The organism is Bacillus sp. YP1 (assembly GCF_000877815.1).
GTDB lineage: Bacteria > Bacillota > Bacilli > Bacillales > Bacillaceae > Bacillus > Bacillus subtilis.
This window is the reverse complement of sequence record NZ_CP010014.1, coordinates 2,288,490-2,308,140: the sequence shown is the minus strand read 5'-3', so window position 1 is coordinate 2,308,140 and position 19,651 is coordinate 2,288,490. Positions and strand designations below refer to the sequence as shown.

The 19,651-nt window shown below is 38.2% G+C and carries 30 protein-coding genes and 2 pseudogenes; 27 read left to right on the top strand and 5 right to left on the bottom strand.

From position 1 onward, the window contains the following. Positions 1–379: 379 nt before the first annotated feature. The gene (locus QF06_RS21300) at positions 380–544 is read left to right on the top strand and encodes a hypothetical protein (RefSeq protein ID WP_080332536.1); all 165 of its coding nucleotides are present in this window, start codon (positions 380–382) and stop codon (positions 542–544) included. Next, positions 502–699 (top strand): annotated as a pseudogene (locus QF06_RS21295) (recombinase family protein); the annotation flags it as partial. The gene QF06_RS21300 and the pseudogene QF06_RS21295, both read left to right, overlap by 43 nt. On the opposite strand, the gene QF06_RS21835 reads toward QF06_RS21295, so the two are convergent. The 3 genes and pseudogenes from QF06_RS21835 to QF06_RS11360 form a co-directional block, all read right to left on the bottom strand. Beyond that, the gene (locus QF06_RS21835; protein ID WP_041850087.1) at positions 665–781 is read right to left on the bottom strand and encodes a hypothetical protein; all 117 of its coding nucleotides are present in this window, start codon (positions 779–781) and stop codon (positions 665–667) included. The pseudogene QF06_RS21295 and the gene QF06_RS21835 overlap by 35 nt on opposite strands. Beyond that, positions 781–1,179 (bottom strand): annotated as a pseudogene (locus QF06_RS11365) (sigma-70 family RNA polymerase sigma factor); the annotation flags it as partial. The gene QF06_RS21835 and the pseudogene QF06_RS11365, both read right to left, overlap by 1 nt. After that, positions 1,179–1,697, bottom strand: a complete 519-nt coding sequence (locus tag QF06_RS11360; protein ID WP_015714342.1) for an ImmA/IrrE family metallo-endopeptidase — start codon at positions 1,695–1,697, stop codon at positions 1,179–1,181. The gene QF06_RS11360 and the pseudogene QF06_RS11365, both read right to left, overlap by 1 nt. A 268-nt stretch (positions 1,698–1,965) precedes the next feature. On the opposite strand from QF06_RS11360, the gene QF06_RS11355 reads away from it, so the two are divergent. Continuing rightward, on the top strand, positions 1,966–2,502 hold the full coding sequence (locus QF06_RS11355) for an ATP-binding protein (protein ID WP_004399117.1): 537 nt from the start codon (positions 1,966–1,968) through the stop codon (positions 2,500–2,502). Positions 2,503–2,857: 355 nt separating this feature from the next. After that, a complete protein-coding gene (locus QF06_RS21290) occupies positions 2,858–3,025 on the top strand; it encodes a hypothetical protein (protein WP_003229900.1) in 168 nt (55 codons plus the stop codon). A 266-nt stretch (positions 3,026–3,291) separates the two neighbouring features. On the opposite strand, the gene sknR is transcribed toward QF06_RS21290, so the two are convergent. Next, a complete protein-coding gene (sknR, locus tag QF06_RS11350) occupies positions 3,292–3,642 on the bottom strand; it encodes a transcriptional regulator SknR (RefSeq protein ID WP_004398704.1) in 351 nt (116 codons plus the stop codon). Positions 3,643–3,818: 176 nt separating this feature from the next. Here sknR and QF06_RS11345 point away from each other — a divergent pair, with 176 nt between their 5' ends. The 13 genes from QF06_RS11345 to QF06_RS11300 all read left to right on the top strand — a co-directional run bounded on the left by QF06_RS11345 (position 3,819) and on the right by QF06_RS11300 (position 9,890). Continuing rightward, positions 3,819–4,049: a helix-turn-helix transcriptional regulator gene (locus QF06_RS11345; RefSeq protein ID WP_004398958.1), complete on the top strand. Its 231-nt coding sequence runs from the start codon at positions 3,819–3,821 to the stop codon at positions 4,047–4,049. A gap of 29 nt (positions 4,050–4,078) precedes the next feature. Beyond that, positions 4,079–4,219, top strand: a complete 141-nt coding sequence (locus QF06_RS21285) for a hypothetical protein (protein WP_003229902.1) — start codon at positions 4,079–4,081, stop codon at positions 4,217–4,219. 73 nt (positions 4,220–4,292) lie between these two features. Then, entirely contained in the window at positions 4,293–4,862 is a 570-nt protein-coding gene (locus tag QF06_RS11340; protein WP_004398626.1) for a helix-turn-helix domain-containing protein, read from the top strand. Beyond that, a complete protein-coding gene (locus QF06_RS11335; protein WP_003245994.1) occupies positions 4,859–5,116 on the top strand; it encodes a YqaH family protein in 258 nt (85 codons plus the stop codon). The genes QF06_RS11340 and QF06_RS11335 overlap by 4 nt, the downstream gene beginning before the upstream one ends. Then, positions 5,113–5,286 carry a hypothetical protein gene (locus tag QF06_RS21830; protein WP_119123069.1) on the top strand — a complete coding sequence of 58 codons (174 nt, stop codon included), beginning with the start codon at positions 5,113–5,115 and terminating at the stop codon, positions 5,284–5,286. The genes QF06_RS11335 and QF06_RS21830 overlap by 4 nt, the downstream gene beginning before the upstream one ends. Further along, on the top strand, positions 5,246–5,440 hold the full coding sequence (locus QF06_RS11330) for a YqaI family protein (protein WP_003229905.1): 195 nt from the start codon (positions 5,246–5,248) through the stop codon (positions 5,438–5,440). The genes QF06_RS21830 and QF06_RS11330 overlap by 41 nt, the downstream gene beginning before the upstream one ends. Positions 5,441–5,545: 105 nt before the next feature. Continuing rightward, entirely contained in the window at positions 5,546–6,505 is a 960-nt protein-coding gene (locus QF06_RS11325) for a YqaJ viral recombinase family nuclease (RefSeq protein ID WP_004398673.1), read from the top strand. Between the two features lie 2 nt (positions 6,506–6,507). Next, entirely contained in the window at positions 6,508–7,362 is an 855-nt protein-coding gene (locus tag QF06_RS11320; protein ID WP_003229907.1) for a recombinase RecT, read from the top strand. Positions 7,363–7,437: 75 nt separating this feature from the next. Then, positions 7,438–8,115, top strand: a complete 678-nt coding sequence (locus tag QF06_RS11315; protein WP_116362964.1) for a DnaD domain-containing protein — start codon at positions 7,438–7,440, stop codon at positions 8,113–8,115. Further along, on the top strand, positions 7,997–8,938 hold the full coding sequence (locus QF06_RS11310; protein WP_075058863.1) for an ATP-binding protein: 942 nt from the start codon (positions 7,997–7,999) through the stop codon (positions 8,936–8,938). Before QF06_RS11315 ends, QF06_RS11310 begins: the two co-directional genes overlap by 119 nt. Beyond that, on the top strand, positions 8,929–9,078 hold the full coding sequence (locus tag QF06_RS21280) for a hypothetical protein (RefSeq protein WP_003229910.1): 150 nt from the start codon (positions 8,929–8,931) through the stop codon (positions 9,076–9,078). The genes QF06_RS11310 and QF06_RS21280 overlap by 10 nt, the downstream gene beginning before the upstream one ends. 95 nt (positions 9,079–9,173) lie before the next feature. After that, entirely contained in the window at positions 9,174–9,602 is a 429-nt protein-coding gene (locus tag QF06_RS11305; RefSeq protein ID WP_009967809.1) for a RusA family crossover junction endodeoxyribonuclease, read from the top strand. Positions 9,603–9,683: 81 nt separating this feature from the next. Then, positions 9,684–9,890 (top strand): XtrA/YqaO family protein, encoded by a 207-nt coding sequence (locus tag QF06_RS11300; RefSeq protein WP_003229912.1) that lies wholly within the window; start codon positions 9,684–9,686, stop codon positions 9,888–9,890. Between the two features lie 73 nt (positions 9,891–9,963). On the opposite strand, the gene QF06_RS11295 is transcribed toward QF06_RS11300, so the two are convergent. Next, positions 9,964–10,893, bottom strand: a complete 930-nt coding sequence (locus tag QF06_RS11295; protein WP_003229913.1) for a hypothetical protein — start codon at positions 10,891–10,893, stop codon at positions 9,964–9,966. Between the two features lie 197 nt (positions 10,894–11,090). On the opposite strand from QF06_RS11295, the gene QF06_RS11290 reads away from it, so the two are divergent. From QF06_RS11290 to QF06_RS11245, 10 genes are all read left to right on the top strand, one after another. After that, entirely contained in the window at positions 11,091–11,546 is a 456-nt protein-coding gene (locus QF06_RS11290) for a hypothetical protein (protein WP_004398775.1), read from the top strand. A 143-nt stretch (positions 11,547–11,689) separates the two neighbouring features. Beyond that, positions 11,690–12,154, top strand: a complete 465-nt coding sequence (locus tag QF06_RS11285; RefSeq protein WP_004398685.1) for a hypothetical protein — start codon at positions 11,690–11,692, stop codon at positions 12,152–12,154. Between the two features lie 67 nt (positions 12,155–12,221). After that, positions 12,222–12,941 (top strand): phage terminase small subunit, encoded by a 720-nt coding sequence (gene terS / locus QF06_RS11280; RefSeq protein WP_003229916.1) that lies wholly within the window; start codon positions 12,222–12,224, stop codon positions 12,939–12,941. Continuing rightward, positions 12,934–14,229, top strand: a complete 1,296-nt coding sequence (locus tag QF06_RS11275) for a PBSX family phage terminase large subunit (protein ID WP_003229917.1) — start codon at positions 12,934–12,936, stop codon at positions 14,227–14,229. Before terS ends, QF06_RS11275 begins: the two co-directional genes overlap by 8 nt. A 3-nt stretch (positions 14,230–14,232) precedes the next feature. Then, positions 14,233–15,765 (top strand): phage portal protein, encoded by a 1,533-nt coding sequence (locus QF06_RS11270; RefSeq protein ID WP_004398894.1) that lies wholly within the window; start codon positions 14,233–14,235, stop codon positions 15,763–15,765. Next, the gene (locus tag QF06_RS11265; RefSeq protein ID WP_004398748.1) at positions 15,762–16,679 is read left to right on the top strand and encodes a phage head morphogenesis protein; all 918 of its coding nucleotides are present in this window, start codon (positions 15,762–15,764) and stop codon (positions 16,677–16,679) included. The genes QF06_RS11270 and QF06_RS11265 overlap by 4 nt, the downstream gene beginning before the upstream one ends. Before the next feature lie 40 nt (positions 16,680–16,719). Further along, positions 16,720–17,373: a hypothetical protein gene (locus QF06_RS11260; protein WP_003229920.1), complete on the top strand. Its 654-nt coding sequence runs from the start codon at positions 16,720–16,722 to the stop codon at positions 17,371–17,373. Between the two features lie 32 nt (positions 17,374–17,405). After that, positions 17,406–18,374 carry an XkdF-like putative serine protease domain-containing protein gene (locus QF06_RS11255; protein ID WP_003229921.1) on the top strand — a complete coding sequence of 323 codons (969 nt, stop codon included), beginning with the start codon at positions 17,406–17,408 and terminating at the stop codon, positions 18,372–18,374. 18 nt (positions 18,375–18,392) lie between these two features. Continuing rightward, positions 18,393–19,328 (top strand): phage major capsid protein, encoded by a 936-nt coding sequence (locus QF06_RS11250; RefSeq protein WP_003229922.1) that lies wholly within the window; start codon positions 18,393–18,395, stop codon positions 19,326–19,328. A gap of 10 nt (positions 19,329–19,338) precedes the next feature. Further along, positions 19,339–19,650: a YqbF domain-containing protein gene (locus QF06_RS11245; protein WP_003229923.1), complete on the top strand. Its 312-nt coding sequence runs from the start codon at positions 19,339–19,341 to the stop codon at positions 19,648–19,650. The last annotated feature ends 1 nt before the right edge of the window (position 19,651 follow it).

Here is a 19,651-nt window from a genome sequence, read left to right as displayed (position 1 = left end):
CTTTAACAGACATGTCCCGATGAAATAGCATTAACTGTCTGGAGATGAAAATCGCTCTTTATTTTACAAGGAAGAGGTTAAAATTCTTAATAAATAAGATGAAAAAGTTAGGATGGACGTTTATTGGTTTTTTTGTCACCATTTTTTACCATAATTGATATAAACGTATAGAAATGATAACAAATGAATATAGAGTGTGTAATGAAAATAAGCTTTCATAACCAATGAGCTAGATTTACTATATTGAGGGCCCAGTGATATAGAAAACAGATCGATGGTTCAAACCATCGGTTTTTTTATTTGTTTTCATACTCATTGAAAATCACCTCATTAGGACAAACAGGTATTACGCAGCATTACCCAAGGGGTGATGCATTTTATGAAGGTAATAATCATCGAGGGACCGCAAGCTGACAAATGCATGAACGATTGCTATCATTATTTAATAAAACTTTATAGGCAGGAGATCCAGGGTGATAGCAATATACCGAGGAACAAGCGATCAAGGGATCGAGCATCGACAGCCAGATCGAGGTCTGTATAAAGAAAGCAGGGACTAAAGATGTACTGAAGTATGCCGATGAAGGATTTTCTGGGGAGCTTTTAGAACGTCCAGCTTTGAATCGCTTGAGGGAGGATGCAAGCAAGGGACTTATAGGTCAAGTTATTTGTTATGATCCTGACCGTCTTTCTCGGAGAGCTTATCAGCTATGAAAAAAATGATTTTCATAACTCTTTCAAATAGAGAAAGCCGGAATATGAGATCCGGCCTCTTCTGCATTATTTCCCCTTCGCCTTCTTCCGCTTTTCCTTCTCTGCCCGATAAAACTCATGAAACATCTTCATCAACGCCCGCTTTTCAATCCGCGATACATAGCTGCGCGAGATACCGAGTTCTTTGGCAATCTCTCGCTGCGTTTTTTCCTTCTTCAAATCAAGTCCAAACCGCCCGACAATCACTTCCTTCTCACGGTCATCTAAAATGTCAATGTATTGTTTCACTTTTTCAAGCTCCATATTGAGCTGGATCGTATCAATCACATCTTCGTTTTCTGATTTCAAAACGTCAATCAGGCTTATTTCATTCCCTTCCTTATCCTGCCCGATCGGATCGTGAAGGGAGACGTCTTTTTTTGTTTTTTTCAATGCGCGCAAATGCATGAGGATTTCATTATTAATTACAAAAGGGGGGTGCACAGATTTCCCGTAACTGTTTGATTAAATAAAGGTTGAGTCAGCTTCCTGTAATAAATGCTCAAACGTTTCTTCGCAAACGAAGGGGATACCTTAAATAACCAAGCTATATTTTCAATTGCATGTGATTGTATGTACGAAAGATTAATATTACGCAACATGAAAGTTGGAATGCAAAAGTGATATGTAAAATAATTGGACTGCCACTCTAAATAATCTGTCCAAGTTGCAGGCATTGTTTTTTTATCGCCTTCATGTCTATATATATGGCAAAATTCATGAGCGAAATCATACCATTGTTCAGTTCGGCTTTTTCGGCTGTCCAAGCATATATTATAAATCCCGCTGTGTTTAAGTGCGAAGCTTGTAACAGGTTTAAACGAAAGCCTGATATCTAAAGCCTCGGCAATCCGTTCAAAATTAATTTGTTCTGGTTCTGTAATATCAATCTTCTTGTATAAGTTTTCAATCCAATCCTCTAAATGACTGTTTGTATACCTCAAGATGAAAAACCTCCTTAAAGACGACAATCTAAAAATTGGATTCGTTTAAATATTATATGGAAATCAAGACTTTTTTCATAGGAAAATGCGTCTAAGGAGATGGAATATGAATCCGTTTAATAATGACTGTTTTCGTAAGTATTATGATTTTAACACGCATCTGGATTTCCCTCGAAAAGTAAAGGTCTTTTAGGGATTTATGTCAAAATAATAGTAAGTACGTTATGCAACAAACAGGGAGTTTGGTTGCTTAATAAGGAGGGGAAGTATGAAAAAAAATATTCACATATTGGGAGCCTCTGGTGTCGGAACTTCAACATTGGGTGCTGCATTATCAAAGCGTTTGCCTCATACGCATCTTGATACTGATAATTACTATTGGTTAGACAAATTCACTAAAAAAAGAGAAATTCCTGAAAGAAGAAAGTTGCTTGAAAAAGACTTAACAATCAATGAAAAATGGATTCTTTCTGGTGCAGTGTGTGGCTGGGGCGATAATCTAAAAAGTTATTTTGACCTTGTCGTCTTCTTATGGATTCCACAAGATATACGGCTTGAGAGACTAAGGCACAGGGAATTTCAGCGTTATGGAAACGAAGTGTTAGCCGGTGGCAGTAAATATGAACAATCAAAAACATTTTTAGAGTGGGCTTCTTTATATGATAATGCTGGAATGGAAGTTAGAAGTAGAGCTTTGCATGAACATTGGATGGCAGATTTATCTTGTCCAGTGTTAAAGATTGAAGACGACTGCTCAGTCAATGAAAGAGTTGACCGTGTCTTGGATTATCTGAGTTCTAATTAAACTAACGGATAGCAATAGCTGCATCAGAAAATAAATCCAAAAATCAAAGACAGTTCCAGTATGGCATTTAATGAGCTGTTTTTTTAATACCGCTATCAATTTGCCTACTATTTTTGGTAGCATCCCCACAACAGAGAAGAGATTGTTCTTCATAAGGAAGTTTTTGGATCAGTTGCAGGAAATGGAACCTCAACGATTAGATACATCCTAAAACCTGTCCAGCTAGTGCTTATGTTGGTTACCATTGAGTGAAAAGCACTTGCCGATCCTTTTTTGTTGGTGTAATCATTAGTGAATTATTACAATTGCAAATGATAGGGGCAAGGGAATAAATGGACTTCAAAGGAGTTTAATCATGAAAAATAATGATAAGAAGAAAGAGGTTCAAAGAAAATACAGAGAAGAGATTAAAAAAAAGAAACAAAAGAATGAAGATAATAAAAATTTTATTAAAGAAACAATTATTGTTGTTACGATAATTGTATTGTTTATTTTTTTCACATACACTTTGCAAGGTTTTTAACAAGAAGCCCTCTTTTCCCATTTCGATACTCTGCAATTTCCCTCACAATAAACGCTCAATTTTTTTACATGAGAATATAAAAGAAACATAAATGAAAATATAAATGAGAAAAACAACAAAAACCCTTGTCACGTAAGGGTTTGTAAAGGATTCAAAATCACTTTTTAAATGAGGGTATGAATGAAATATAAATGAGAATCTAAATCTTATTAGTAAACAGAATTAAACATAATAAACAGAAATAAATAATAATAAACTAACTGCGTTTATTTATCTGATTTCCGTCTTTCTTTTAATTGCTCCGTTATAATCTCCAAAGCAGCCTGTAAGATCTCATCTGTTACCTCACCGTCTTTTGCTGCAAGGAATGTTTCAGGATCGTTTAACACTTTTTTTGCTTCATCCTGAAATACTTTTTCATTGCTTTCTCCTTTAAGAAGATAATCCAAAGAAACATCAAGTATGTTTGAAATATTAATTAAGGTTTTATAGTCAGGCTCACGACTACCTAGTTCATAGGCGGTGTAGGCAGGCCGAGTAATTCCAAGTTTATCAGCCATATTTTGTTGGGTTAGTTTCTTTTGTTTTCTGCACTTTTTCAAGTTCTCGGAGAACATATTAATCACCTGACTTTTGTTTTTATTCTATATCTCATTGTAACGTAACAAAGGGTTACATATAAGTTTTGGTAACAAAACGATACTTTTTTTATGAAAATGTGTTGACAATGTAACGAATCGATACTATTATCTAAGTAACGAAACGTTACATTTTCTGATTAAGGGGGTGAAAAATGATGAGAAAATGGCTTAAGAAAAACCGCTTAGAAAAAGGGTTTACTCAAGAAGAAGTTGCCAAAGCTGCACAGATTGGTAGAGCATACTACACCATGATAGAAAATGGTACTAGGAAGCCTAGTGTTATTGTCTCAAAAAAAATAGGAGAGAAATTAGGCTTTGACTGGACTATTTTTTTTGAGGATGTATGTAACGAAACGAAACATAATTCTAAGGATTCAGCATGATTAGAATTCACAAAGGAGGCCTTTTAATTATGAAAGTCATCTTGAAAAAAGGACCACTGTTTGAACAGGCAGAGGCCAAAGCCTACAAATACCTCAGTGGCATACTTGTTCAGCGTATGAATGAACACCAAGAGAAGCTTGCGCAAAAAAATAAAAAGGAATCAGCCTAAGTCATTTATAAACAGCATGGTCTTTCAACTTCAATTTTAAAACTAAAAACCTAATATAACAGGAGGCAAACATATGGAGAACAACCCATACAATATGCGTAATTTACCGCAGATTATGCGTAGTGCCCGTAAGGCTGCAGGTCTTTCACAATACCAAATCGGCAAGTTAATCGGAGGTAAGGATCAAAGGTATGTTTCAGATGTTGAAAATGGACTTGCCAAGCTTACTCCAGAGTTATGTATTAAATGGTTTGAGAAGTGCGCTGCCTATGAACATATTGATCTTGTACATTACTTATTCAAACTTCATCCTACAGCCGCTGCTCCTATTGATCCGGCACTCAATGAATGTGCAAGTAATGCGGTGATTAATATGGTTCACCAATTGGAGGAAGCACTGCAAGCAACCAAACATTTAGCCCGTTGGCTCACGGATAACCGACCAGGTAAAACAGAGGAGCTGCCGATGGCCGATATTAAGCAGATTTTTGATTTGATTGCGGCTAACAAAACATTGATTTATTCACTTGTTCGTACTCACGGGTTGAAAATGCAGGAACTTGCAGATAGATGGACGCGGAAAGCTCTAGTTGATCAAGTTGCTATGGCAAAACAAGAAGGAAGGCAGGCGGTTTCAGTATGAATACTAATCATTTCTTGAAGGCAGATGTTCCTATCGCAAAAAGAAAAATCGAATCAGCAGAAGAGCTATCAATCATGCTGTCAGAGGCATTACGTGATGGTGATTATGAAGAAGCGATTAGTCTTGCTGGAAGCATCAAGGTTCTTACTGAGGATATTAGCCGGCTTGCAAACAAAGGACGCCTTTATGAAACGGCATTGAAAATGCAACAGCAAGGTATCAACTTAACTGTAGTGAGCAGGTGTATAGGATGATGGTTCATTTTGTTCATAAACCGGCAACTGCTCTGGAAGTTCGTAAATGGTGTGTGATGATTCGTAACAATAGTGAATTCCATCTGTTATGGGATAGACGTGCAGACAAATTCAGAGAGGAGAATAAGAATGGTCGAAAATCCAATGGTCATAAACAACTGGCACGATAAGCTGACTGAAACGGATGTACAAATAGATTTTTACGGTGATGAAGTAACACCAGTTGATGATTATGTAATTGATGGCGGCGAAATCATTCTCAGAGAGAACTTGGAAAGGTATCTAAGGGAGCAACTTGGTTTTGAATTTAAAAACGCGCAATAAAAAAGCCCACTCGGCAAAGTGGACTTCTTTAAAGGCTATCTAAAAAAACTCATGTGCAAATATTTTATCAGATAGCCTCAATAAAAACAATGGGGGTTAGGTGGAATGACAAGCAAACGGGCTGAGGTTCTTGCTAAGAATTCTGAAATGAGCCGTGATGAATGGCTTATTGAAAGAAGAAAAGGAATTGGCGGCTCAGATGCATCCATTATCTTGGGGCTGAACAAGTGGAAGACACCTTTTGAATTATGGTTAGACAAAACAGGACAGGTCCCTGTTAGTGAATCGCAAAGTGAAGCTGCTTACTTTGGATCATTGCTAGAAGATATTGTTGCAAAAGAATTTGAGATACGTAGTGGCAAGAAGGTTAGACGTAAAAAAGCAATACTCAGACATCCAGAATATAATTTCATTTTGGCTAATGTTGATCGAATGATCGTTGGTGAAAAAGCGATCCTTGAATGTAAAACAACATCAGCCTACAACTTAAAAGAATGGGAGGACGAAGAAATCCCCGAGAGCTATATCGTTCAGGTCCAGCATTATCTGGGTGTGCTTGGACCTGAATATCGGAAAGCTTATTTTGCTGTGCTGATTGGCGGGAACAAATTTGTCTGGAAAGAGATTGAGCGAGACGACGAGTTAATTGACATGATCTTTAAAGCAGAGATTGAGTTCTGGAATGACAAGGTCTTAGGTGGACAAGCTCCTGCTTTAGATGGTTCAAGTGCTGCGGAGGAATACCTCAAAAAACGATATGCCGAAACGGAAAATAACAAAGCTATTGATTTAACTGCGGCTAATCGAGAACGTATTCAACAATACTTGCTTATTAAAGAACAGATCTCAGAGCTTCAAAGCCAGGCAAAAGAATTAGAGAACCAAATCAAACATGAAATGAAGGATGCAGAGTATGGGTTTATCGGTAACTATCAAGCTTGCTGGAAGCCTGTTGTCTCAAATCGAATTGACACGAAAAAGCTCAAAGACCAGTTTCCGGATGTATACGAGAAAGTTAAAAAGGAAACTCATTTCAGACGTTTTGGAATCAAGGAGGTTAGCTGATTATGGCTACTAATCAATCAATTAAAAACAACATCCAAAAGAAACAAAAAAACGTACCTGTGCAACAACAAGGAGCAACAATGAAAGGGCTACTTTCCTCACCATCTGTTATTAAACGATTTGAGGAAGTGTTAGGGAAGAGGGCTACACAGTTTACTGCTTCTATCTTAAGCCTTTATAACAGCGAGCAGATGCTACAGAAAACAGATCCTATGAGCGTCATATCCTCAGCAATGGTGGCAGCTACACTCGATTTACCTATAGATAAAAACTTAGGGTATGCCTGGATTGTTCCTTACGGAGGTAAGGCTCAATTTCAGCTTGGATACAAAGGATATATCCAGCTAGCCTTACGAACAGGCCAATATAAATCCATCAATTGCATACCGATTCATGAAGGCGAATTGCAGAAGTGGAATCCGTTGACTGAGGAGATCGAGATTGATTTTGAAAAACGAGAATCAGACGCGGTAATTGGTTATGCAGCTTATTTTGAGTTGATAAATGGCTTCCGAAAAACAGTGTACTGGACAAAGGCACAAGTAGAGAAGCACAAAAAGAAATTCAGTAAGTCTGATTTTGGATGGAAAAATGACTGGGATGCGATGGCTCTTAAGACTGTATTAAAAGCAGTTTTGAGCAAGTGGGGGATTCTCTCTGTTGAAATGCAAAAAGCAGTTATTGAGGAAGATGAAACAAGGGAACGGATTGACATTACCAATGAGGCAGACAGTTCAGAAATTATCGATTCCGAGCCTTCAAACAAAGATGAAACGGAAAAACCAAGCGCCCAAGAAACCGATCCTTTTGACGGCAAGCCTGTAGATATAAAAGACGATGAACTTCCGTTTGATTGAGCCGGCATCTCTGACATAACTGCACTCTGTGAAAGGAAGTAGGTGATTGACTTGGACATAAAAGCAATGGGGTATGTGGTCATACCCCGACTACCATTCAAAGAGTTTAGGGATGAAAAAATTTATGATCACTTGTTCAAAAGAGCTGAATACAGGCCAAATCAAGAGCTAGAACTTGGGCAGACCATTATCAAAGTTGTGGAACTAGCAAAAGATTTTAACTGGTCAGCTGCACAGATCAAATACTCACTAGACCGAATGGAGAAACAGGGATATATCAAATTGCACCGTCTTCCACAAAAAAGAGGGTTCATCGTCACCATACTTCATTATGCAGACTACATACAACTAGGAAATTACATGAAGAACAAAGCTTTGGAACCAGCTCAGATTGAACATCAGGAGGTCGATGACAAAATGAAAAATGCCTTTGAGCTATATGAAAACAAAGTTGCTCGGTCAGTCGGCCCGATGGAGGCACAGCGGATCGGCTACATGGTCGACGATTATGGTGAGGAAAAAGTGATGGAGGCTATCAAGACAGCGTTTCAATTAAAGGGGAAAGCTGCAAGTTTGTCATATGTTCAAGCCATCTTATCAAATCCATTCACTCAAAAGAGAAAGGAGAAACAATATGGCTATAAACAAAGCAGTCAGTATAGACACCGCATTTCAAACGATCATGCAGGAACTTCGGGAAAGGTCAGCCCGCTTTTTGGGAACAAAACAGGCCGTATCAGAAGAAAAGGCTGAATTTGATTGTCCTTATTGTAAGGATCGTGGAATTGTCGTTTATCGAGTCCATAAGGACACTTCTTGGCATTTAGATGAACAGTTAGACCTTATGGTTCCGGACGATATGGTGTCGGAAGATGATTTTCTGTTAGGTAAGGTTTGTACGCCGGATAAAGCTAGCGAATGGAAAGATACTTATTCAAAACAGTGTGAATGTGTAAGACGAAAGAAAATTGCCAGACTCATGGCAGCTAGTGGCATTACAGAAGAGTTTGAAAAGCTTCTCTTTGGTAACTTCATAACGGACGGTAAGCCAGACATGATCAAGGACGCTTATGAGTGTGCAGTGGAATACTATAAAGATTTTCAAAAGATCAAAGGAGAAAGGCAAAACAGTATCGCATTACTTGGACAGCCAGGTAGCGGTAAAACTCATTTGCTCACGGCGATTATGAATAATCTGATCAAGAAAAAATCAGTACACTGCATGTATTTCCCTTATGTAGAGGGCATGGGTGATTTGAAAGCTAACTTTGATAACTTAGAAGCAAAACTCGATGCCATGAGAAAGGTCGAAGTTCTATTCATTGATGATTTATTTAAACCAATAAACGGTCAACCAAGGGCAACAGACTGGCAGGTTGAACAAATCCAGTCAGTCTTGAACTACCGGTATTTAAATCACAAACCTTTGCTGATTTCTTCGGAGTTAACAATCGATGAGATTTTGGATATAGACGAGGCTCTTGGTTCACGAATTCACCAGATGTGCCGTGATTACATAGTGATTATTAGAGGCGATCGAATGCAATTAAATCATAGGTTAGGTGATTGGGAATGAAAAAGAAAACGAATATAAAAGCAACTGGTGGACTTTATATATTTGGCCCTTCAAATCGAAATGAAGGTAAAGATCTTACACCAACAATCCGTTTACTTGAGGAAAAAATAAAGCAAATGGAGCGGATGCTGAGTGCTTAAAGCAGTCGTGTCTCTGCTGATAATTTTACTTTCTGCACCGAGAATAGAAAAAGAAATTAAGTTATGGGAACAGCTTGACGGGAGGTAAAGAACAGTTGGATTGCATTAAGTTCACTGTTTATGGTGAGCCAGTCGCACAAGGAAGGCCGCGTGGATCAATACGAAATGGGAAGGTGCATATGCGTGATCCAGCGAAATCAAAGTATTTCAAACAGTATGTGGCATTGGTTGCGTCTCAGCATCGACCAGAAACAATTATTACTGGTCCTGTCTCAATGGATGTCAAAGTGTACAGACCAATGCCTAAGTCAGTTTCAAACTCAAAAAAGAAGAAAGAGAAAGCTGAAAAGGGCCTTCTGCGGCCGACTACAAAGCCCGACGTTGATAATTATGTAAAGGGCGTGAAAGATGCTTTGAATCATCTGATATACAAAGATGATAGTCAGGTTGTGGATTTGAAAGTCAGTAAGTTTTATAGCGAAGAGCCAAGGGTGGAAGTCATGATAAGAGAGGTTTCTGCCTAAAAATAAAAAACACCGAAGCGCTTAGCCTCAGTGTTCTTGATATGAACTGGTACTTCTATCATAACATAGGGGGCGCTTTGAGTGTACAATCCAAGAGAAATAAACATCAAAAAAGACTTCACTATTCAGCAGAAAATTGACCCAGGAAAAGTTCAGATCATTGTTTTAGATGGGAATCAGGGAACTGCACATGTTTTAGATGCTCCGGAGCACGGCAAAACAGTGATTCAAACTGTAAAGGGCAGCTTTGCAAGGGTTGATCATGAGATAGGGTTTAAGGTGAAATGAGAAGAAGATATAATACTTTATAAAAAGGTAAACAAGAAGGAGGATATCTCCTCCTTCGGCTTGGATGTGCAGGTTATTCCTGTTCAGGTAAATTGTCAGCTAATGTTTCTAATAATTGTTGAGGCTCTTCTAAATTCTTTTGGGGTTCAGGAAAGGCTTCAACTGTTTCAGAAGGTGCATCTAAAGATGGGTGGAATTGGGTACCTTCATGGAGTAATTCTGCAAAGATTTTAACCGATTGTTTTATATGTCCTATTGATTCTGTTGAATAATTTGCTCCTTCAGTAACATTTTTTATTTCGGCATCTGTTATTGTGTCAATACCCTTTTCAATTCCATCTAGCAAAGCTTTGGAAGTTTCGACTTGTAGCTTTAATTGCTCATTTTGAAGAGCTAGCTTTTCGATGTTTGCCTTAGTAATGAGTAATTCTTGAGATCGCTTTGAAATGTTTATAGCTGCATCTATAAGTTGTCCAACAAATATTACTGCAGCTGAACTGTTTACTAAGATGTCAATCCACATTGAACCTGTGTCAAAACCCTGTAATTTATAATGTCCATTAATTTCCTCAAGGGTAATACCATTCTGAAATGCATTATTTAATTTTTTGATGAATTTTTCTAGTTCTTCTAATGAGTTGTATTGAGGGAGTTTTACGCTAATTACGTTCTCATTTTGATCAGAAACTGACTGATCAATTAAAATTCCAAAACCACGTAATTTTTCTTTTACAATTTTTATATGATTAGTAATTTGATTAGCGATGTGATTATCCACTTCAATCTTATCTTCAGGTACACGTGAATAATATATACTTCCTAGATCTTTAAATCTCTCAATATCATCATCTAAAAAACCAAGTTTAGACAACTCGTTAATTGCATCTAAAGACTTTTGTAAATTAAGAACAGTCTTTCTGTTGCTGTGCGGTACGTGCGAAACACTAACTCCAATTTGTTTATTATAATTGTCGAGTAAATTTTTTATTTCTCTAACTCTCATATAACAACCTCCACTACTTTATAATAAAATTTTACCATATTTAAGGAGGGAGTTGAATTTTTTTCCTTAGGTAATGTGAATTCATTAAAGCATAAAATATCCAGTTAGTCCAAGACGGAAAGCCTGCGGACACTGAACTTACAGTATTACGCTGTATGTTTGGTGTCCGTTTTTATTTTGAAAAGGAGGATACTTTCATGAATCGAAAAGAAATTGAAAATCTAATCAATAGCTATCACTGGATGGTGAAAGAGGTTCGTCGATTGCAAAGGGTACTCTATGGTTCAGTAATTCCCATGAAGAATTGGGGTGTTGCTCAATATGGATTAGAAGCTACTATGCCAAAAGGAAGTCCTGGGAAGAGTCAGGCTGAGCTAAGGCAAATGGATATGAGAGAGGAACGTCTTTTCAAACGTCTTAAGTATTATGAAGAGCGAGTATATGCAGTTGAATTAGGGGCTGAAAAGATCCATGGTGAGCAGCATAAAGTCATTTATGATTGCATGATGGAGGGTATGAGCTACCGCGCAATAAGTCTTCACCTTGGCATTTCAAGGGAAACTGTACGCAAAATGAAAGATGAGTTCATCAGCCAATTATGCCAAGATTGCCACTTTGAGCGTTTGTTGAATCTGAAAAAATCTGTAGTGTAAAATGGGAGGCAGGTCGGCGCGGCGAATTATTCCTGCGTCACCACTAAATTTAGGTTTTATACAACAGTTTCGTTCGACAAATTTTGCGAATAGTACCTGTATCGCTCTCTTTTGCCGATAATTAGTAAAAGGAGGGGATGAAATTGATTCAAATAGATTTTGGTACAGTCATTACTAGTGCTATAACAGCAGTTTTTTTTACAGGTGGAACTAATTATGTTTTACAAAAGAAGAATAGAAAAGGAAATGAAATTTTCACAAAAGGCTATATACTAATTGATGAGATTTATAATATTAACAATAAAAGAATTGAAACCGCTGCTGCCTTTGTACCGTTCTATAATCACCCAGAAGGATACTTAGAAAAATTACATACTGATTATTTTAAAGAGCTATCGGCATTTGAACTGATTGTTAAGAAATTTTCAATACTCTTTGATAAAGAACTGAATATCAAGTTACAGGAATATATAAATTATTTAAGAGAAGTTGAAGTGGCATTAAGAGGTTTTATGAACGATGATCCAATAATTGAGGTGAACTTCAATCAAGAATATATTGAGCGGTTGATTGATGAAATAACTAATTTAATAAAAAAACATATTTAAGCTTCTTTTGAGGAGCTTTTTTATTTTCAAAACAACTCAATCTAAAAGGAGGCGGCAGTGAATGTAGATGGTTGATAAGCACATACAGGCGTATAAGGATTACGCCAAAGGTATGAAATACAAGGACCTTGCCGAGAAATATGGGGTATCTGTGAACACCATTAAATCGTGGAAACAACGCCATGGTTGGCAAAGAAAAAAGGGTGCACCCTTAAAAAAAGGTGTGCACACAAAAAAAGTAGGTGCACCACTCGGTAACAAGAATGCGTTAGGTAATAATGGCGGCGCACCTAAGGGAAATCAAAACGCTGTGACTCATGGATTCTTCTCTAAGTTCCTGCCAGAAGAAACGCTATCCATCATGGAAGGGATTCAAGAACGTTCGCCTGTCGATATGATATGGGATCAGATACAGATCCAATATGCCGCAATAATAAGGGCGCAAAAGATCATGTTCGTTTCTGATAAGCAGGAAATGATTAAAGAACTGAAAAAGAAAAAGTCTGTGCTATCTGAGACAAACGAAGTCGAAGAGGAAGAATTCGAATTTCAATTTTCTTGGGATCGTCATGCAACGTTCTTGAACGCTCAATCTCGTGCAATGGCAGAGCTCAGGAATTTAATTAAACAGTTTGATGAATTAGCCCATTCGGAAGACGAACGACGCCTTAAATTGGAGCATATGCGCTTAAATATCAACAAGAAAAAAATAGAGATCGAAGAACTTACAGAAGAAGATAAACCTTTTGAGATCACCATTGTAAACAAAGGTGATGACAGTGATTAAACAGGTAAATCCACATTTTAAAGAATTTCTCTTTGACTGGAATCAAAAGTTTCAGTTTCTTGTGGGTGGTTATGGATCATCCAAAAGCTATCATGTGGCGCTCAAGATTGTTCTGAAATTGCTCAGAGAAAAGCGTACTGCACTTGTTATCAGAGAAGTGTACGACACACATAGGGACTCAACATTTTCACTTTTTGATGAACTTGTAAGTGATCTAAAATTAGATCATATCGTTAGATGTGTATCTTCTCCGATGCAGATTCGATTTTCAAATGGCAGCAGAATCATCTTTAAAGGGATGGATAAGCCAGCCAAACTGAAATCAATCAATAATATTTCCCTCATTTGGATTGAGGAATGCTCTGAAGTAAAATATGAGGGGTTCAAGGAGCTTCTTGGACGTCTTCGTCACCCGACATTGCCGCTTCACATGATACTTTCAACAAATCCAGTTGGAGAGGACAATTGGACTTTTAAGCATTTCTTCAAGGATGATAGGGAGAAGCGCTTTGTACTGGATGATAAGGAACTTTATGAAAAGCGGATAATCGTTAGCAACGACACCTATTATCATCACTCAACGGCAGATGATAATCTTTTCCTGCCAGAAAGCTATGTCCAGCAACTTGAAGAATTGAAGGAATACGATCCAGACCTTTACCGAATTGCGCGGAAAGGTCATTTTGGCGTGAATGGAATTCGGGTTCTGCCGCAGTTTGAAGAGCGACCGCATGAAGAGGTTATGACTGCAATCTCTAATATTAACCGCCCGCTTAAACGGGTTGGCATGGACTTTGGTTTTGTGGAATCGTATAACGCCGTCGTTAGGGTTGCTGTGGATCATGAAAAGAAATATCTCTATATCTACTGGGAGTATTACAAAAATGGATTAACGGATGATAAGACAGCCGAAGAACTTAAGGAATTTGCAGAGACTAAGGAATTAATCAAGGCGGATTCAGCAGAGCCAAAGACAATCCGTTATTTTCAGCAACACGGTTTCAATATGGTGGGTGCCCGTAAATATCAAGGATCACGCCTTCAGTATACAAAGAAAATCAAGCGGTTCAGGAAGATCATTTGCTCTGATCGTTGCGAGAACACGATTTATGAGCTTAAGCCGCTTGCTTATGCTACCGATAAGCTGGGGAACATCATAGAAGACGAGTTCACCATAGACCCGCATACACTGTCAGCTATCTGGTACGCTCTCGATGATTATGAGGTAACCGATTTGAAAGAAGAATCAAAAGGAAGACCGCAAAGATCAAGACCAGGAAGGAGGTAAAGCATGTCAAAAAAATCTGTTAAAGCACGAGTGATCAAAGCCTCTCCACCTACTGAATCAACGAAACAAATTTATGAAGATGAATTTGCTGACAGCTATGACAGCAATATTTTGCCTCCTCCGTATAACCTAAAGGAATTAAAAATGATTGCTGAGTATTCAACAATCTTACAGCAATGTGTTGATGCCTACAGGACAAATATTGTGGGCTTTGGATTTGATTTCGAGTATTCTTTTGATGTGAATTCGCCAGATGTGACAAATGAAGAAAAAACAGAAGCTGAAAGTGAATGGACAAAGCTTGAAGAGTTCGTTAAATATCTTCACTTTGATGAGTCAGCTGAGACTTTACTCGGATTTGTTATTGAAGATAGAGAAAAGACGGGCAATGGCTTTATTGAGGTCATTCGAAACGGTGAAAATAAGCCAGCCGGCATTGAATACATGGACGTTCAAAATGTACGAGTTTGCAAACTGTCTGAACCAATCGAAGTTGATTTTACGTACTTCGAACAAGGACAAATGAAATCAATCAAAAGAGAGAAACGATTCCGAAAGTATGTTCAGATGATTGACGGCCGTATGGTTTATTTTAAAGAATATGGTGATCCTCGCACTTTAAATTTAGAGACAGGTCAATATGATGAACAGACCCCATTGGAGAAACGAGCAAATGAAGTGGTCCATTTCAAAATAGGAAGCGGTATTTATGGGAAACCGCGATGGATTGGCCATATTGTTAATTTGTATGGTGCTCGTAAAGCTGAAGAGCTGAACTTTATGTACTTCAAACAAGGAAGACATATTCCCGCTGCCATCACAATAGAAAATGGAATGTTGTCTGAGGACTCATACACACAATTGCAGGATTACATGAATGGGCTTGAAGGAGTGGAGAACGCTCATAAGTTTCTATTACTTGAAGCAGAAGGGATAGCGAAGGGGAAAAACATTCATGGTGATGAAGAGATTGCACCAGTGAAAGTTGATATTAAGTCACTTGCTGAAATCCTTCAAGAAGATGCTTTGTTTCTTGAATATGACCAAAAGAACCGAGATAAAATTAGATCGGCTTTTCGTTTGCCCCCACTTTATACAGGTGAAGCTCAAGATTACAACAGAGCGACAGCTGACACAGCAAGAAAGATTACTGAGGAACAAGTATTTCAGCCTGAACGAAAATTAATCACAGGTAAACTGAATGCTTTATTTCTAAATGATCTTGAAATTCATAAAGTCCGACTCCAACTAAAAGGGCCAGACTTTAGAGATCCTTTAGAAATTGCTAAGGTTCTAACACCGTTTATAACAGCAGGTGCAGTTTCTCCGAATGATTTACGCGATTTGGCTGGACGGGTACTTGGTAAGACGCTTGAAGAATGGCCAGAAGAAGAATACAACAGGCCGCTTGGTAAAACTAACGAGTCGTCCGTTTCCGATCCTTTGGCTGCACTGTTTAAATCTAAGAACGGTACTCCTAATATGATCGGGTTATTAAAAGATATGCGGGATGTTCTGGAGGATTTGAAGAGATGAACAAAACGGATAAGCTATTGGAGAGTTTAAATGTCTTTATTCAAAAAGCCGAGGAAAATCAGTATAAGCAATTGGGGGAGATGGTACCTGACTTTCCTGGCAAATCTAATATCCCCAAATATGTGGAGGAATATGAAAAAGGCATTGCCAGATTGCTCAGACGCCAGCATAAGAAGTTTTTAGATGGTCTCAAAGGTTTTGTAAGCAAAGACTCAGAAGAGACGTTAAAAGCCCTTCTAGTGTTTTTTACTCAGAACCTATTCGCGGAGGATGACTTCGAGGAAGAATTTCAGGAACTGACTGAGGGATTCCTGCAACAGACTATTGAAGAAATGGCTGAAGTAATCATGGATTCAATAGATCCAGAGGTGCCTTTTAAAGTCTTATCCAATCGTACGATTAATTGGATTAAGGATTGGTCAAAGAAGCTGGCTGAGATCATGAAGTTAAACACACATGAAGTGGTGGAGGACGTGCTAACTAATGCTATCGAGAACGGTTCATCAATCCAGGACATTGAGTTGACTCTCAAAGACATGCCACAATTTGATAGGGAGCGGGCGCGTACCACAGCCATCACAGAAGTGCTTGCCGCTTCCTCTGCCGCGCAGCATGAATCATATGCACAATCGCCGGCAGTAAAGAAAAAGAAATGGCGGCACAGCGGAGGGAAGAAGAACAATCCTCGTGAAAATCACATTGATCTTGACGGTACAGTCATTGGAGTAGATGAAGAATTTCAGATACCGGGCAGTAGCGAAACCTGCATGTTTCCGAGGGATCCTAAACTATCAACAAGGGAGCGGGTTAACTGCCATTGTGTTCTATCGCCTGTGGTAGATAGTAAGATTTTAGGCTTATCACCCGAAGAAAAAGAAGAGATTCAAAGAGAAGTCTTAGCAAACATGGAATAAAATAGTATAATGTCCTCATTACATATTAGGTGGGGAAAATATGAATTGGATGGAGTTTATCTCTTCAATAGTCAAATCAATCATTTGGCCGGTAGCAATAATTATCTTGGTTTTTAAATTAAAACAACCGGTTTCAAATTTGATCAGTACCTTGGCGAAAATTAAATATAAGGATTGGGAATTTGAATTCACTATTGACCAAAAATTAGATAAGATTAGTTTCCAATTGAATAAAGAGAATCAATATGGAACTGATGATCAAAATCTAAAAGATTCATTAAATTTAGAAAGTAATTCTGAAATCACTGAGGAAACACATTCCCATTATAATGAGAAGACAAGCATTAAAGGGGATAATGACTTACTACTAAAAATGGAAATGATTCGTTTATATGGAGCAGTGAAAAATCTTTATGAAAAAGTATCAGAAAAAGATGATGCGGCAGATAAATCTCAAGGTATAGGCATGTTATACATGGTTGATTATTTGAAACGCCATAAAATTCTTAATGATTCATTTGCGGAAAGCTTACTTGATATAATGAATATAGTTCATGACTTAGAGAAAAGTCATATTTCACAAAGCTACATTATGAATAAATTTTTCTGGAATGTAGATAAGAGTGTAAAAAGGTTAATGGAGATAACAAGCAATTATGTTGCTGAGAATACAGCTGGTGAGACTTCTAATTAGAAGTCTTTTCTTATTTTAAGGAGGTGAATAACATGCCAAGAGAATTGGTGAACGCAAAAATCACACATGTTTCTTATGTGGATAAGGCTGCTAATCAAAAGCAGTTCTTTATTGTGAAATCAGAAAAACAACCTGATTTTCAAAAGGAAGTCAGAATCCTTGCGAAAGAGGCAGACGAGCAAAAACTTGTTTACGGTATCGTGTATGAACCTGATACAGTGGACGCCCACGGAGATTTCATGACAGCTGCAGAAATCGAAAAGGCCGCTCATGGATTCCTGAAAGATGCTCGTCAAATCGACAAGCAACATGACTTTCAGGGTGGTGTTGGTGAGGTGGTTGAGTCCTATGTCGCACCGGCAGACTTTGAAATGAATGGGGAAACCATTAAAAAGGGATCATGGGTCCTTGTCACAAAGGCTTCTGAGGAAGTATGGGAGCAAATCAAAAAAGGCGAAATTACCGGTTATTCAATGGCAGGAACTGCTGAGACGATTGAAAAACAAGAAAAGCCCGTTTCTCAAGAGAAAACAGATGAGAAAGGGCTATTTAATTTGCTCAAAAACTTTTTTGTTGGAAAACAACAGCAATCATATGAAGAGCCAGTTGCAAAGGCGGGCAGAAAATTTTCCGCTTCAAACCTGCAAGAAATTAAGAATGCTCATGCTGCCCTTGGTAATTTACTGAGTCAGGTAGAAACAAAAGAGGGGGAAGAAGAAATGACTTCGGAGGAAGTAACTAAATCCATTCAAGAAGCATTAGAGCCAATTAAGAAGCGGCTCGAGACATTAGAAAAAGAGGAAGAGCTTAATAAGAAAGATAAAGAAAAAGAAGAAGAGACTGAAAAAGAGGGCGAGAAGTTGAAAAAGGCAATTTCAGAAGCTGTTCAACCGCTCGCTGATCGTATTGAAGCAATCGAAAAAAGTCGCGGAACATCTAAGCAAACTGAAGAATCGGGTTCCGAACAAGTTCAAAAATCAATCTGGTCAGGGTTGTTTTAATGGATAAGGAGGATACGAATGAGAAATCAAGAGGTTATTAATAAAGCAGAAATGACGCTTTCTACTTTAGAGAGCGGCGGGATTATGAATCCTACTCAGGCTTCAACTTTTATTCGAATGGTACAAGATACGCCAACCATTTTAAGAGATGCGCGAGTTATTCAAATGGACCATGACACACAGAAAATCGAGAAGATCGGTTTTGGTCAGCGTATTTTAAGGGCAGCCCAAGAGGGAGTTGCGCTAACTAAAGATCAAAAGTCAGTTCCATCAACTAGCACAGTTAACTTAAGCACAAAAGAAGTAATTGCTGAAGTTAACATTACCTATGACACACTTGAAAACAACATCGAAAAAGATGGCCTTCAGAATACAATCATGCAAATGATAGCTGAGCGTGCTGCGGTTGATATTGAAGAGTTGCTTGTAAATGGGGATACATCTTCCTCCGACTCATATCTTGCACAATTAGATGGCATCAGAAAACAAGCTACATCTCATATTGTCGATGCTGCAGGTGAGGAACTGACACGTCAAACATTTAAACGAGGATACAAAGCTGTACCTCCTAAATATTTGCGAATTCCGCAGGAGTTCCGTTTCTATACATCGCCTGGTATTGAGGTCGAATGGAAAGATCGTGTAGCTGATCGTCAAACAAATTTAGGGGATGCAGCTGTTCAAGGTGGCCTTTCATCTGCTTTTGGTGTTCCAATCAAAGGTATTGCAAATTTACAGCCTTATACGATTGGAGAGGGAGATACTGCAGCCGATGTTTCTGATATCATCCTAACTCATCCGAAGAATATTATTCTCGGATTCTCTCGTAACATTCGGATTGAAGTAGATAAGGACATCCGTCGCCGTATGTTTATCATTGTTTTGACAGCGAAATTGGATAGTGTTTTTGAAGAAGAGGACGCCGTAGCCAAGATCGTGAAAGTGAAGGAGTAGGTGGTCTGGTGTGTTTACTGCAAAGCTTATTAAAGGCAAAACATACAATGTGATGGGAATAACCTTTCGAGCAGGTGTCAGTCAAACAGTACCGAAAAAGCTCTATGAGTATTTAAATGAAAATCCATATTTTATACTAACCCAAGAGCTTAATAATCAAAAGGATGATCCGATAAATTATACTGAATCGGAATTGAAAGGTATGAATAAAGCAGAGCATGAATCCATTATTTCTAATCTTGGTCGCAATCCGTCTGACTTCAAAAACGCAGATGAAAGAATTGCCTACATCCTTAAGCAAATAGATAACAAAGGGGAGTGAC